Source organism: Collinsella sp. TF09-1AT, assembly GCF_003436895.1.
Taxonomy (GTDB): Bacteria; Actinomycetota; Coriobacteriia; order Coriobacteriales; family Coriobacteriaceae; genus Collinsella.
This window is the reverse complement of the sequence record NZ_QSRC01000009.1, coordinates 36087-50640: the sequence shown is the minus strand read 5'-3', so window position 1 is coordinate 50640 and position 14554 is coordinate 36087. Positions and strand designations below refer to the sequence as shown.

Below are 14554 nucleotides of genomic sequence, written 5' to 3'. Positions count from 1 at the left end.
AACTTCATCAGGATACCGCACGTTTGCCGACAAATTACAGCCGCCCGCCGAAATTATTGAACAACCGGTTCAAAACACGAGCGGACGCCGTCGCGTCTATACTAGAGCGCAGTAATAGAAAGGACTCGCCTTGAGCATCACGCCCCTCGACAGCATTCGCCGCGCCATCGCCCGCCGTAACGGCGTCACCGACCCCACCGTATCGGGCGGGGCGCACGGGCAGGGCGGACGCATCGAGAACGGTCTATTCCCCGCGTCTCACACCGCCGAGGAGCTCGCACGCATCCAAGAGCTAAGCCAGCGGAACGCCGGCGGTCCCGACAACGGCCAGGCCACACGCCGTCGCCGCGAGCGCGATCGCCAGCCCGGCCCCATCCACCGCATGGTCAATGCCTGGTGGAACCGCCTGCTCGGAGCCGTCTACGGCGGCGGCTTCTCCGCACAAGAAGCCGAGTACGAAGATCACGCCACCCATCGCGACTACCTTTGGAACACCATCGGCACCGCCGTGTGGGGCATGACGTTTCCCCTGCTCACCATCGTGTCTACGCAGCTCGTGGGCGCCGAAGAAGCAGGCAAGTTCTCCATCGCCTTTGTCACCGGCACGCTCATCATGATCGCGTGCAACTACGGCGTGCGCAACTTCCAGGTCTCGGACATCGACGAAAAGACGTCCTTCGCCTCCTACCAGCTCAATCGTTGGATCTGCGGGGCCCTAGCCTTGGGCTGCGGCCTGCTCTATAGCAGCGTCCGCGGCTATGACGCGCATATGGCGACGATCGGCCTGGGCGTCTACCTCTATAAGGTAATCGACGGCGTGGCGGACGCGTACGAAGGCCGCCTGCAGCAGGCCGACAAGCTCTACTTGGCTGGCATGAGTCAAACGCTGCGTTCCGCCGGCGTCATCGCGGTCTTTAGCGTGGCACTGTTCCTCACGCGCAGCATGCCCATCGCCGCCATGGCCATGGGCATCGCCGCGATTGCCTCGCTCGTACTGGTCACCGCGCCGCTCGCCCTGCTCGAGACCGAAAAATCACGCCGCATGAGTCTGCGCGAGGTCGGTCACCTGTTTGTCCAGTGCGCCCCGCTTTTTGGCGCGCTGTTCCTGTTCAACCTTATCGAAAGCATGCCCAAGTTTGTGATGGAAGGCACGCTGGCCTACAAGTATCAGCTGTACTTTAATGCGCTGTTTTTTCCGGCGCAGGCCATTTTGTTGAGCATTGGATTTATCTATAAACCGCAGCTCCTGCGTCTATCGAGCATTTGGGCGAATCCGCGCAAGCGTCGCCGCTTTGACCTGATTATTGTTGCCGTTATGACGCTGATCGTAGTCATCACCGGAGCGTGCGCCGCATTTATGGCAGGCCCCGGCATCCCCATCATGAGCTTTATGTACGGCCTTAACTTTGAGCGCTACCGCACGCTGGCACTGCTGATGGTCGTCGCCGGCGGCGTCACCGCGGCAATCGACTTTATCTACGCCATCATCACGGTGCTGCGCCACGCCGGCGACGTCACCAAGATCTACCTGATCTGCTTCGCCGTGAGCGTGGTGCTGCCGGTGATCCTGATTGAGCTGCTGGGTCTGATGGGCGCTGTGGTGAGCTACCTGGCGGTCATGGCCCTACTGCTGGTGTTGTTGATAATCGAGTACGCCCACATCCGTCAGCGCATCGAGCGAGACCGGAACCCGTACGGAGCCTAATTAGCTGCCCCCGGAACCGGAATTTGCGATGGAATCACCCCGGCTGGGGTCCGGTTGCGGACAATATGCATCACGCAAAACTAAGTGAGTAGACTTTTACCGAATCCCCGACCACACCGACATAATACAAGTCTGTGATCTGCGGTTTTATTGAGGCAAATATGTTGGGTGCTCGGCATTTCCAAAAAAGCCTACTCACTTAGCCAGCGGGCAGCCAAATGATTATTTAATCCCCGTCCCAGAAAAATCATTTCCAAATTAGCTACCCCTTGCGCCATCATTCTCCAGGATTGATATTCGCGTAGAACTCAGCCCCATCATCGAGCCGCAGGATACCTACGCGGCCAAACTCCGACCCAGTGGCGGCGGCGCAGTCGATGTCGATGCGATCGGGCACGCCGGCGGTATCCTCGCCGCCCAGGCGCACGATCTGCCCGCGGCCCGACTCCTCATCGAGCCCCGCCAGGCCGCCGACCTCGCAATAACGCCCGAGCGACACCGTGGGCGTGTGGCCGCTCACCACGACCGGGCCCTTGCCCTCGACAGAAAGCAGCCCCGTCGGCGCATCCCAATAGCCATGGCGAATCCACAGCAGGTCATCGGACGACTGCACCGCAAGCATCTGCTGCAGCAACTCGGCATCGGCATCGACCGCTCCCCTGCCGTTGCCACAATCGACACCGTGCTCAAGCAAAAACGCGCGAGCAGCCTCGGTCTGGATGCCGGCATGCACCAGCAAATACGGGCGCTCGGCAGTCTGGGCCACTGCATAGAGCGGCAGGGCGGCAGCCCAGCGGATCAGCTCCTCGTACGCCTCAAATTCCATGTCGTTGAGCTGCTGACGGGTAGTCCAACCGCCGTTGATATCCCAGGTCTCGGCATCGAGCGGATCCTGGCCAATGATGGCGTCGAGCATGATCTGCTCGTGATTGCCCTTGAGCACGCGAGCGTTGGGCAGCGAGCGCACAAGCTTAATAACGCCGACCGGATCGGGCCCGCGATCGATCATGTCGCCCAGCACATACAGCGTATCGTCGGACGCCAGCGAAATCTTGGACAGGGCCTCGTCAAGCGCACGCACGTGCCCGTGAGCATCGGATGTCACATAGATCGCCATGGAACGCCTTTCCCTGCATTGCGGCCGAAGCCCGATGCCACGACTAAAACTTCAAGTTGAACTTAAACGTTATCCATTGTACTCCGTTGCAATAAAGCTGGAAAGGGTTTCCGAGCAGAGGCAAAGACGGCAGCCGTCTATGACGATATCGCGCACGCCCGCAATCCAGTCCCATAAACCCACCATCTTTGGGTGCAAATACCGCAGACAATTGACCGTGCCACGCCAACCACCCAGGAGCGGACACCGTCCATGAACCAGATCCTTCTCTTTATCTCCTCGTCATCATTTTGTGCCTGACCATCAAACCCGTCGGCAAAAAGCTCCCCTTCCCCACCCTGCTCATCTTTATCGCGCTGGGTATGCTGCTGGGCGTCAACGGGCCGGCGCACATCGACTTTAGCGACTACGCGCTTACCGAGACCGTCTGCAGCACAGCGCTGCTGTTCATCATGTTCTACGGCGGTTTTAACACCAACATCGACCGCGCCAAACCCGTCGCCGCGCCTGCAGTGCTGCTGAGCACACTCGGCGTGGTCATCACCGCCGGCATCACCGGCGTGTTTGCGCACCTGGTTCTGGGCTTCGACTGGATCGGCGGCCTGTTGCTGGGCTCGGTTGTGGCGTCCACCGACGCGGCCAGCGTCTTTAGCGTTCTGCGCGAGCACAACCTGTCGCTAAAGGGCGGCACCGACTCGCTGCTCGAGGTCGAATCGGGCTCCAACGACCCCGTCGCCTACATGCTCACCGCGGTGCTCGCGACCCTCGCGGCCGGCGGCAATATCGACATCCCCATGCTGCTGGCCAAGCAGATTATCCTAGGCGTGGGGCTGGGCCTTGCCATCGGCTGGGCATCCAGCCGCCTGATTGAGCGCGCGCATGCAACAGCCGAGGGCGCGCAGATCATCTTTTTGTTTGCCGTGGCCATCGTGGCCTACGCACTGCCGAGCTACCTGGGTGGCAACGGCTTTTTGGCCGTGTACCTTGCCGGCATTGTGCTGGGGGCCAGCGACATCACCGGCAAGGTCGAGATGGCGCACTTCTTTGATACCCTCACCGAGATGGCCGAGATGACGATCTTCTTCTTGCTCGGCCTGCTCGTGACGCCCGCCCGCCTGCCGCAAATGCTGCTGCCGGGCCTGGCGCTCATGGCGTTTATGCTCTTCGTGAGCCGCCCCATCGCCGTCAGCGTGCTCCTAGCGTCCTTTAAGACGAACCCCGCCAGGTCGCACTCGTAAGCTGGGCGGGCCTGCGCGGAGCAGCTTCGGTCGTCTTTAGTCTCTTTGCCGTGGTTGCCGGCGTTCCCGGTGGGCACGACCTATTTGACCTGGTCTTTGTGATTGCCGTGTCGAGCATTGTGGTACAGGGTTCGCTGCTGCCGGCGGTGGCGAAAAAGCTCAATATGATCGATGCGGCAGGCGATGTGCGCCGCACCTTTAACGATTACCGCGATGAGAACGGCATGTCGTTCGTCAAGCTCAAGGTAGGCGCGGGGCATCCGTTTGCCGGGCGCTCGCTCGCGGATATTGGCAGCGCGACGGACATGCTCGTGGTCCTGGTGCTGCGCGACGGGGCGCACCCGGTGCTGCCCAATGGCAATACCGTGATTGAGGAAGGCGACCTGCTGGTGATGGCCGCGCCGACGTTTGAAGAGCGTGCCGAGGTTACACTGCGCGAGGTCACCGTAACGCCCCACGGTCGGCTGGCCGGTCAGCGCCTGCGTGACGTGCCGCAGGGCAAGCACCCATTTATCGTGGTGATGCTCAAACGCGAAGGCCAAACGATCATCCCCGACGGCAACACCCTTATATACGCCGGCGACGAAGCCGTCATCGCCACGCTGGCGTCGTAGCCATCCACACCCATAAGTTGCGGTGAAATAGGGATTGAATAGGCCTTCTACCGGCCCAAACGGTCCCTATTTCACCGCAACTTATTTAGGGGATGGGGTTGAAGTTCAATCGCGGCTACCAGCCTTCGTCCGCACCGTAGTCATCGTCCGCGTCATCGTCGACGGCAAAGTCGCGGAGGTCGAGGCCTTCGCGTTCGGCTCGGGCTAGGAGCTCTTGAGGTGACTCGTCCTCGATATCCATCACGTCGAGCATGGCGGCCGGAAAGACCACGCCCGCCGCGCTCCCAGCGCAGTCGAGCAGGCTCTCGCGCAGCTGATCTACGTCGACTTCGATCTTCATGGTGCAACCTCCCCATTCAGCCCCCGCTTACCATTCACGACCCAGATAAACATGGAAGTGCAGCGTCTGAAGAATACGCTCTTCGCCGCTATCCGCGTTTTTCAGGCAAAGTGCATACTCCGCGCGTTCATCAAGTTCAACAGTTGGACGCACCGTCAGCATTACCTTAAAGCGGCGCGCCCTCGCATCGACTTCAGTCAAATCGGCTACGATTCTTGCAATGTCGGTAACGGGGTTTCCGCTGCGATCGGCAACAAACACTTCATAGTTCGCAGGAAGGATCTTGCCGGCCACCGCCTCATCTTGCAGGAACTCCAGGAAGAAGGACGCATTCGAGATGGATTCAAGTTGCGTAACGAGGGACAAGCCAACGGGGCTCGATGCGACGAAGCCACGCGTTCCGGCGCGCTTATTGCTAAAGGTCAAAACCGGCACGCACATCTCCTGCAATGAGATACCGCCATGGACAAAGTTCTCGCCTCCGCCGGGACGTCGCAAACGCACGCATTCACGTGGCGAAAAGCCCACAAGGCTACCAGCAGAAGCGGGTAGAGCAACCTTAAGCAGCGTATCGGACTCAGAATCGCTCGAGGCAACAACCCAGCGGCGTCCAGCCTCAATAACGTCGCCCGCCACGTCCGCAACACTCGTATGATCATATTCGGCAAGCGGCTCTGCGGTGTACAGAAACCCATGATCTGCCGTAATGACGATTCGAGACGACATAAACTCACGCACGATGAGCTTGACCAGCACCGATAACTCGTCAATTGTTTCATCGCAGGCATGAAACGCCCTGCGCTCGGTTGCGGCCTTGTCTCCAATGGCATCAATGAGATCGTGATAGATGTAGACGACATTCGCGTCTCCTACGGCTTTCTTGCGTTCGGCACGGTCCATCTCGCCGACAAAACGGTCATAGCGAACCGCAACAGCACCCTCATAATGCTCGCCAATCACCTTTTGGCGAGATTCGATAGTATCGACGCGCCCCCCATCAACAAGCACGCCAAAGCCCGATCCTGCCTCTCCGCATGCCTCGTAACGCATCGTTCCATGAGGCAACAAGGCGGCCATACCGCATCTGGTTATCGAAGGAAACACGCCTTGCACGGCGCCAAGCTCGCACCGACCCTTTGTCTCGCGCTCAAGCCGCTCGGCGAGCTCTGCAGCAACCTCATAGCGCAAAGCATCAGATACGATGACCCAAATACGCTTTCCGCGGCGATTCGCGGGCTCAACGTAGCTCAGATCAAAATCAACCTGACGCGGAATACCTTTCACATATCCCTGCAAGCCCAATGCGTCGCCCGATGCGCTTGCCCAACGGCGAGAGAGCTCCTTAAGAAACCAGCCTTTATACAAAGCTTCCATCGACTCAAAGCAGGCCCGGAAGTCTTCATCGAGTTCGTACTCCCCCGCTCTAAAGGCACCGGCGAACTCCGTCACCAGCTCACGGTACCAAGCGTCCATGCGATAGAAATCGCTGGCATAAGAACCCCAAAGGACCAAAGCCCCCATGCCCGCAAAACCTTCTACATGGTCGCGATAAAAACGCTGCATATGAGCTGCAGCCGAAACGCCGCGATAATAGCAGGCAAGTTCCTCATACCAGAGCGATCCGCGACGAGAGGCGACGACCGACAAAACCTCATCAGCAGCATCCACAGACAGACGCACCCGCTCAAACAGCATGCGCAGAATGGTGGCATCGATGCAGGGAAAGACGTCGGCTCCTGCAATACAGTCAAGACCAACGTCAGCAAGTATCTTTCCAAGCTCAAGCTCACGCTCAACCGCCGTTGTCATACTCAACAGCAATAGACGATTACCGCCACGAACCCAATAATCAACGCATGCGCGGCAGAACGCGGCATGAACAGCCTGGGAAGAGAAACGTCCCGACAGCGCGTCCAGACATCCACCCGTCATTGACCGCGAGCAGGCGGTGAGCAACACGTGGACCAACAACTCGGGAACACGAGATAGCTCGAGCGCGTTCCCCTCAAAACCACACCAATGACGAATGAGCTCGCAGAAATAGCCATTCATCTCATATTCAGCAAGTAGGACAACCACCTGATCAGCATTGCCCTCGTGCAGGAGTGCCAAATAGCCCGATACGATTGCCGCGGGATCGAGCTCGCTGGCACCCAAGCAGGCAGCCAAAATGCCAAGCTCAAGCTCATCGACGGTCTCAACAGCGACTTCCCTCGATGAATGTAGCAACTTATTGAGCTTTATAACGTTGCGGCGCTTGGCAAAAAAGGCTTTATGGGACTCAAGCGCCGCGCGCATCTCATACGAATCAACCGCGCCGATCTCGCGTAGCTGCACAGAAACATAGTCAGCAGCAAACGGGACACAACGCGCTTCAACATCCGCCAGCCAATCGCCAGACGGCTCCCCTGCGCAGCGACGATATATGAGCACCTTACGTCCGCTCAAGTCACCATTGAGCTTACGCTTGATAGCAAACCGACCACCCTCGCGATCAACGAGAACGCTGACGCCCGGCAGCTCCAAATCTGCAAGCACATCCTCAAATTCACCGGACGGATCATGCCACACAACAATGGCGCCCCCGCAATCGGCGTCCTGACCTGCAAACAAATGCAGCAGTTCGGATGTAATATCTGCAAGCTTCATGGCAAACTCTCAAAACTAGTCATCAAACAAACCGGCGAAAATAGCATCCAAATCCTCTTGAGAGGTGGGCTGCGTCTCGAGTATTTCGGAATCAATACACCTGAGCATGGTGTTCTCTTTTTCGCGCAGGCGAGTATATATTTCCTCGTCAAGCGACCATGGATCGGGCCTTCCAAGGTCATAATCTTCCGAAAGGTAGTAGTACCTTGTCTGCTGATCTTGCGGCAGGCCCAAACGGTGGATTCGATCGCGGGACTGCAGCAAATGGACCAGGTTAAAGCTGTACTCGTAGTACACGGCATCGTGACAAATCGAATGCAGCGAGACGGACTCGGCAAGCGTATGAGGATTGGTAATGAGTACGGGAAACTTGCCAGCCCTAAAGTCATCCAGGTCTGCCGAACGACAGACAAGGTCATCCTGACCGTTAATCGTACGCGCCTCAATCCCCATATCAGCCAGACCGCGCTGAAGATCGGACATGCTCTTGATGAAAATGCACCAAACGATAACCGAGCGTCCCTGTGCCACCAAGTCGCCAATCAGAGAGCAGCAACGAGCACGTTTGCTCGATGCGCCGGCAGATCGAATCATGCCCACAATCTTATCGGAGTAGTCGACGGCATCGACCTCGCCGGTCTCCTCGTCTTCTTCGATAATCCAACGATAGTCTTCGGGATTAAGCGTTTCGAGCAGGTCAATCGGATCGTTTTCCATCTGCAGCACACGCAGCATCAAGGTCAGTTTGTTGCGACGGTAACGGTTTTTAATAACGCCGAGCAGTAGATTCGTACGCTCGCCAGACGATACCTTGATAAGCTCGTCGGGCTCAGCCCTCGGGACGCCTAGGTCATCCTTGGTCGTACGGCAATAAAATGGCTGCAACTTGTTGTTCACGAGCTCAATGTCCGAGTCCTCGGCATTTTTGAGCTCGCTTTTCTCAAAACCAAAAAAGTTGTCATACTCCCGCGGATACAGAATGTGCAACATATTGTAAATATCGATATATCCGTTAGGAATTGGCGTGCCCGTCAGGGCAAACGTATAGGGAGCGCTCTTGGAAACCACGAGAGCCGCGTTAGCTTGCTTTCCGCCAACGCGCTTAACGCGATGGATTTCGTCGAACACCAGAAGCGTACGCTCTCCAGCGACCTTACTGAGTTCCTCGGCAACGCCAATAGCCGCCTCGTAATTCACAAGCAGCAAATTGCAACCGCCCACACGAGCGCGAATATACCTCCGACGGTCAGACTTACCAAGCTTTCGGTAAGCATCGTCTTGCGTTGTAAACAAGTTGAGTGGCCACTTATCGCCAAAACAGAGCCTCCACTCCGTCGCCCAGGAATCAAATGCGTTTTTTGGGCACACAACCATAATGCGATCGACCATGCCGCGCTGCGCCAAAAAGGCAAACGCCCCAAGAACGGTCGCCGTTTTACCCGACCCCGGCACCGAGAAGTTGCCTGCACGTCCCATCGTTGCCAAGAAAAACGCGTCGCGCATCTGGCGATCCTTAAGTGGGCGCGCCATGGCGGCATCGACGACCTCCGAGAACTCTGCGAGATGGGCATCGTGTTTGTGGTCGCCGCGCTTGATCTCGTTTCCCAAACGCGAACGTTGCTCGGCAAGTTCGCGAATCTGCGTAAAGCCGTCCTGAAGATCGTCATCGACCGATAGCGCCACACCAAGACGGCTGGCAACCTTCGATAGCTTGCCAACAATCTTTTCGAACTCTGTATAGTTGCCGATCTCTTCGAGCAAAATATGACCCTTAACGACACACCTGACGTATGCCCTACAGCTCATCTTAAAGCGAGCATTGCGACGCAGAGAGTCGGCATCGAGAGGCTCGGGATCAAGATAGATTTGTCCGCCTCGCTGATATAAACGCATTGCTTAGCCTTCTAGATTTTTTTGGACGGCATCGAGAACTTCCTGGGCCTTCTCAAGAAGAGACTGCAGCCCATCCTGCATATCAGCAAGTTGCTCGGGCTCCAGTTTGTGCAGTATTTCCACGTCAACTTCGCCAACATTCGAGAGCGCGTTGCGGACGGCGCGCACTTGTCCGTTTTTGATGTTACGATTGCCGGCCTTCGTGCGGGCAACGGTTCTAGACGCCTTCATCCCCTCTTTCAAACGTGTGTCAGAGCCAAACGTATCGCGAAGATATTCCGTAGTGACAACCACGCCGTCAGGCTTTTCCTCAAGCCTTTCCAAAACCTCAACGGTATAATCCAGCTGCTCTTCGCGCAGCTTGTCGTCATCAATCAAATTATCGATAAACTCGCGCACCTCACGCGTGCGGTCACCGAGCGTCTGACACAACAAATTTGCAAACACGGCATTTTTAATCTCTTCTCGATCGTCCTTGTTCTTGACCTTGCCAAGCCTGGTCGTAAGCGACTCGATAGGGCCTTGCAGCTTAAGGTCCTGGGCAATATGAAATGCGCCGGGAGCCTCGCAGAACTCAAGAAAATCTTTCAACATATCGATTTGAGCGAGACTGTTCTTCATTTCGCTCGTCTTCATATTGGCGTGTTTGGCATACTCCTCTGCCGTCATACGCCCTTCATTGACCCACCTATCGATATCGACCAGACGAGAGATGGCATCATATTCCTGTTTGGTGTCCTCGCCCAGCTGAATCTCGAGCTCAAGGCCCTTAATAGCATTTTCGTCATAGGTATCGGGGAACACACAGCAGCGCAGCATGCGAAGGGTGTTCTCGGCAGCAGACAACTTACGCAAGCAGGTAAAACGACGGTTACCGTCAATGACAACGCCGTTGGTCAAAATGATCGCAGATTGTTGTTGGCCCTTGTTTTTAATATCCAACATAGTCGTCTTAAGATGCTTGGGGTTATCCGCCTCGACCATACCCGCAATGAGGTTATCGAGCTCCGTTTGATCCTGAGGCAGGCCCTCGGGATGCTCTGCCTGATAGCGCGAAATGAAGGTAGCAATTCGTCCATTCTGCACATTGAAATGCAGCTTATCGACGCGCACCTCGTAAATTGGACAATCCTGGTTCTGGCCGTTAATAAACTTGCGCTCGCTATTGCCGGTTTTGCGAACCCAGCCCTCGGCAATACCCGTGTTAATGAACTTTTCCATTTCCATTGTCTTACTCCACTTCTAGTACAAACTGGTCATGGCTAACAAATACGCGCTCGCTGGCGCTTGAATAAAACAAGTCCGACTTACGAATTATCTGGATGAGCTGCGCGCGCGGAACCACTACGCCATACTCTTCCGAAAGCAAGTCGACAAGATCGCCTATATCAATCGATATCTCACGACCCACCACCGCTTGGATAAAATCACGACCCTTCATGGGGTGGCCGCGCGGCGCAAAGAGCTTAATGCCTACAAGGTTTCCGTGACCCAACAAGTCCTCCTGCGATAAGAGGACGCTTTCGTAAAATGCATCGGATAGACCGTACTCAAGTAGGGGCAATTCGGATGCGCAGCGCCTGAGCCACGGCACGGTAAAGTACGGCGTGTCGTCATCAGCGCCACGCTCGATGGCATCCAAAGCAAAGCTGCGCAAATCGGCATCCCTAATATCAAGCTCATCAAGGCCATCGCGCGTAATCCAGCTCGACTCATCGTAGTCAAGCAAGTCGCCCGACCTAATGGCTCGATAGACCATGTTTTTAAAGGACATGCAGTTCAACATGGATTGAGGCAGGCTATCGTGCTCGACGATGGCTCCGCGCATCAAAGACAGGTAGAAATCTGTCTGGCTTACACCCCTACCTCTGCAGGCGCAGTCAGCGTAAAGCGTGAACCCCGTTTGATAGGCAAACAATTCCAGCTTGAGCGTTTCGTCGGGCGAGCATCCCGCCAGCTCCGCAAACTGGGAAAGCAGGTACCAATCCTCATCAAGCTTGGGAAGAGTTGGCTCACTGGCCATGACGCCTTCAGATCCGGTATCAACACGCTCGCCGTGGAACGGCCGAGGATGTACGTCTTCAGCCACAGCAACGCGCGGAGCTGCCGCGGCCGGCCCGCATTCATCATCTTCAATAACGTTTTCTCGGGCTTCGACCGGATCACTTTGCGTCTCGGGGACAAAGCTCTCGGCACTTGCTTCAACGTCTGCAAACCAGTCATTTGCATCGACAACGCACGGTGATGACCGATAGAACAGCGCTCGTTCATCGAAGCCGAGTTCGTTAACAGCTCGAATCGTATCGAATTTGCCGGCCACATCCTCGCGAATCAACACAACATCGTCGGGCAAAAATAGCCGCTCAACAACATCCGCGTATGCACCGCCAACGTCATGCCATAAAAGAATGGAACCGGACGTTGTATCAAATGCCATTTGCAGCTGTTCGGAGAGCTCGACTATGGAGTCATCTAGTATTTGCTCTTCATGCGGCTCGGGGGTTTCATCGACACCCAAGAACCGATAGCCAAAACCATGCACCGTTTTAATCCAAAGGGGATTCTTTACCTTATCTCCCAGTTTCTTACGGAGGTTTTTAACATGAGAGGCAAGGGCTCTGTTCGACTCAGCAAAGCCAACGCCTATCGAAATCTGAGACAACTCCTCGTTTGAAATCTCGACACCTGGCTTATTCGCAAGTGCATTCAAGACGCCATATTCAATTGGCGTAAGTGCAAGCTCCTCGCCGTCGAGTTGAACAATACGGTTCTCAGGATCAACGGCAAGAACGCGATCTCCGTGAGCAGAGCGAAATACTCGTCCACCCTCACCAACGCACACCTCAGGCTCAAATCCTGAAGCAAAATCGAGACGATAACCATAGCCATGCACACCCTTAAGCCAACGAGCGTTGCGAGCGTCTTCTTTCAGTTTCTTGCGAATGTTCTTGATATGGCTATCGAGCACTCGATGCGACTTAGAATCATCGTGGCCAAATGCCGCAACAAACAGCTCTTGGCGTGAAAACGCATGACCCGGTTTTTGAGCCATACAAAACAAGATGTTGAACTCATTGGGGGTCAAGCATAAGTAGGAACCGTCCATGTACGCATCGCACATGGTTGGATCGAGCAGAAGATTGCTATCGATTCGAATGATCTGATTGTTGTTTACCAATGCTCCCATAGCGGCTCTTTCGACTTCTAGCGCGCAGACGACTATTTGATTTTGGCGAGAACGTCCTGGAACTTGGCGTAATTGACCTTAACGCCGTCATCCAAATCAATCTCAATCATTTGGTCTGCAAGGTGATGGACCTTCTCCTCGTAGCTCACGAGCTCGGCAGCTTGGTCGCTTATGCGCTTTTGCTCCTTAGCAAGACGAGCACGATCACGACTGTCGCTTACCTCTATCTGGTCGGCAATCCACGTCAGCCGATTGCGGTAACGTTCTTGCTGAGGGTGGATATAACCCGTACGAATCAGCGCCAACAAATCAGGGCGATAGCGATGCATGTAGACCAACGCCCTAAAGCCGCCCTTCTTGCCCGAATCGAACAGCCAGTAGATAGGACGTTTCTTGTAGGTCTGGCAGTGGTCCTTAAAGAAGTCCTTCAAAAAGTAGGTACGGATGACCTCGCGCGAGGTGCCCTTGCCGCCGAGTGCCTCGGCAATAAAGGACAGGTTCTGCTCGAGCGTCTCCTCGCCATACACGGTGCGCACAAAGTCGATAAAGTAACGCACGATGTCGTCGTCAAAGTACTCGTCGTCGGTAATGGGCAGCACGTTGTCGCCATCGGGCATAAACGTCACGTGCGCGGGATCGGGCATCTTGGCCAGATAATCGGCCACGGTGGCGCCTTGATCCGCCAGCACCAGACCATCGACTTCGAGCGAATAGCGGCCAAACATGCAGCCCACGGCATAGCTTATGAGCGAGGTGATCTCGTCGCGCTTGGTGCGCACGTACTTGTTGCCCTTGTAGCTCTCCGGAATCTCTTCTGCCGTATCGAAGATGCGCGCCACCGAGACGTACTTGTCCTCGACCTCGATAGGCACCTCTCCCTCCATGTTGTAGATCTTGGCAAAGATCCGGTTGAGTTCCTCCTCGTTGGCGCGAAGCTGCTCAAAGCGAGCATTGACCTCGGCCTCGCGAGCCTCGTATTTATCGGAAAGTAAGATTGACATGAATTTCCCCAAACCATCAAAATCGTTGATAAGCCATTTCACAAGATGCTATTCGCCGCAGAAATTAATATCGGATGAAGAAATCCGATTTGAAACTTGTGGAAATCCAAAAGCGATGCAAAAACGGCTCAATGAATCTCGGATGCAATCTACTCATGTTTTTTGGGCTTTGATCGCACTACCAAGGTTCGGTAGTCACCTCTAGCGATATTTGGGAAATAATACTTGCCATCGATATCGATGATTTTTATCCAATCGAGAAAAGAGGATTGCGGTAGCAATATCATTGCTGTCGTTTTTCCGCTCGAACCGGCAGCCCTGTCTTCTAGCAGCATATTTCCATTGTCAAAAAAATATGTACACCCATGGGCAAGCGAATTCCTCATATGGGTCAGCAAGGTCACACCCTTGCCTCCGCCCTTTGCAACGGGTTTATTTCTATCGGTTATTGAATACGGCTGCATGCACACCAGGCGTGGGCTATCGATTTCAATAGGAATTTCGACGACCTCTTTAGTATTGGGATCCTTGCCCATATAAACAAATCCATATTCTTTTAGGACGCCATCAATTCTGTCAGCCATCAACATTTCCCGCTTCTCCGCCAAAACGCCGGAATAGTCGAGAAGAGTATCAAACGGCATTTCTTTTAATCCGAAATCCTTAGCAGCTCTTTGCTGGGATGCAGAAGTAGCGACCGATTTGGTAACGTAAAAATCCCAAATAATAGATACTTCTTCAGACGACCAGATTGCTGAATCCCTAATTGATTTTTTATATTTAGAAATAAGGGCAGTAGACACAGCAAAC

11 protein-coding genes are annotated in these 14554 nt (G+C 55.1%); 3 read left to right on the top strand and 8 right to left on the bottom strand.

All coding sequences use genetic code 11. The features are described from left to right. The first annotated feature begins 130 nt into the window (after positions 1 to 130). Positions 131 to 1705: a lipopolysaccharide biosynthesis protein gene (locus DXC90_RS08470; protein ID WP_233502263.1), complete on the top strand. Its 1575-nt coding sequence runs from the start codon at positions 131 to 133 to the stop codon at positions 1703 to 1705. A gap of 277 nt (positions 1706 to 1982) precedes the next feature. On the opposite strand, the gene DXC90_RS08465 is transcribed toward DXC90_RS08470, so the two are convergent. After that, positions 1983 to 2822 (bottom strand): metallophosphoesterase, encoded by an 840-nt coding sequence (locus tag DXC90_RS08465; RefSeq protein WP_117735593.1) that lies wholly within the window; start codon positions 2820 to 2822, stop codon positions 1983 to 1985. 290 nt (positions 2823 to 3112) lie between these two features. Between DXC90_RS08465 and DXC90_RS09625 the strand changes: the two genes are divergently transcribed. Together DXC90_RS09625 and DXC90_RS09620 are read left to right on the top strand one after the other, a co-directional pair. Further along, positions 3113 to 4060, top strand: coding sequence for a potassium/proton antiporter (locus tag DXC90_RS09625; protein ID WP_199406660.1), 948 nt, complete (start codon positions 3113 to 3115; stop codon positions 4058 to 4060). Positions 4061 to 4110: 50 nt separating this feature from the next. Further along, positions 4111 to 4674, top strand: a complete 564-nt coding sequence (locus DXC90_RS09620; RefSeq protein WP_199406659.1) for a TrkA C-terminal domain-containing protein — start codon at positions 4111 to 4113, stop codon at positions 4672 to 4674. A 115-nt stretch (positions 4675 to 4789) separates the two neighbouring features. Here the strand turns inward: DXC90_RS09620 and DXC90_RS08455 are convergent, their stop codons facing one another. The 7 genes from DXC90_RS08455 to DXC90_RS08425 all read right to left on the bottom strand — a co-directional run bounded on the left by DXC90_RS08455 (position 4790) and on the right by DXC90_RS08425 (position 14547). Next, entirely contained in the window at positions 4790 to 5014 is a 225-nt protein-coding gene (locus DXC90_RS08455) for a hypothetical protein (protein ID WP_117735592.1), read from the bottom strand. A 27-nt stretch (positions 5015 to 5041) separates the two neighbouring features. Beyond that, a complete protein-coding gene (pglZ, locus tag DXC90_RS08450; RefSeq protein WP_117735591.1) occupies positions 5042 to 7663 on the bottom strand; it encodes a BREX-1 system phosphatase PglZ type A in 2622 nt (873 codons plus the stop codon). Positions 7664 to 7678: 15 nt separating this feature from the next. Continuing rightward, the gene (locus tag DXC90_RS08445; protein ID WP_158550251.1) at positions 7679 to 9424 is read right to left on the bottom strand and encodes a DEAD/DEAH box helicase; all 1746 of its coding nucleotides are present in this window, start codon (positions 9422 to 9424) and stop codon (positions 7679 to 7681) included. A 135-nt stretch (positions 9425 to 9559) separates the two neighbouring features. After that, on the bottom strand, positions 9560 to 10783 hold the full coding sequence (locus DXC90_RS08440) for a hypothetical protein (RefSeq protein ID WP_117735589.1): 1224 nt from the start codon (positions 10781 to 10783) through the stop codon (positions 9560 to 9562). A 4-nt stretch (positions 10784 to 10787) separates the two neighbouring features. Then, on the bottom strand, positions 10788 to 12743 hold the full coding sequence (locus tag DXC90_RS08435; protein ID WP_117735588.1) for a winged helix-turn-helix domain-containing protein: 1956 nt from the start codon (positions 12741 to 12743) through the stop codon (positions 10788 to 10790). A gap of 32 nt (positions 12744 to 12775) precedes the next feature. Beyond that, the gene (locus DXC90_RS08430; protein WP_117735587.1) at positions 12776 to 13744 is read right to left on the bottom strand and encodes a hypothetical protein; all 969 of its coding nucleotides are present in this window, start codon (positions 13742 to 13744) and stop codon (positions 12776 to 12778) included. 149 nt (positions 13745 to 13893) lie between these two features. Then, on the bottom strand, positions 13894 to 14547 hold the full coding sequence (locus tag DXC90_RS08425; protein ID WP_147326623.1) for a hypothetical protein: 654 nt from the start codon (positions 14545 to 14547) through the stop codon (positions 13894 to 13896). Positions 14548 to 14554: the final 7 nt, after the last annotated feature.

Coding starts and splice junctions, on each gene's coding strand:
- DXC90_RS08465 (WP_117735593.1), bottom strand. CDS start 2,822: ATGGCGATCTATGTGACATCCGATGCTCACGGGCACGTGCGTGCGCTT.
- pglZ (WP_117735591.1), bottom strand. CDS start 7,663: ATGAAGCTTGCAGATATTACATCCGAACTGCTGCATTTGTTTGCAGGT.
- DXC90_RS08430 (WP_117735587.1), bottom strand. CDS start 13,744: ATGTCAATCTTACTTTCCGATAAATACGAGGCTCGCGAGGCCGAGGTC.
- DXC90_RS08440 (WP_117735589.1), bottom strand. CDS start 10,783: ATGGAAATGGAAAAGTTCATTAACACGGGTATTGCCGAGGGCTGGGTT.
- DXC90_RS08455 (WP_117735592.1), bottom strand. CDS start 5,014: ATGAAGATCGAAGTCGACGTAGATCAGCTGCGCGAGAGCCTGCTCGAC.
- DXC90_RS08435 (WP_117735588.1), bottom strand. CDS start 12,743: ATGGGAGCATTGGTAAACAACAATCAGATCATTCGAATCGATAGCAAT.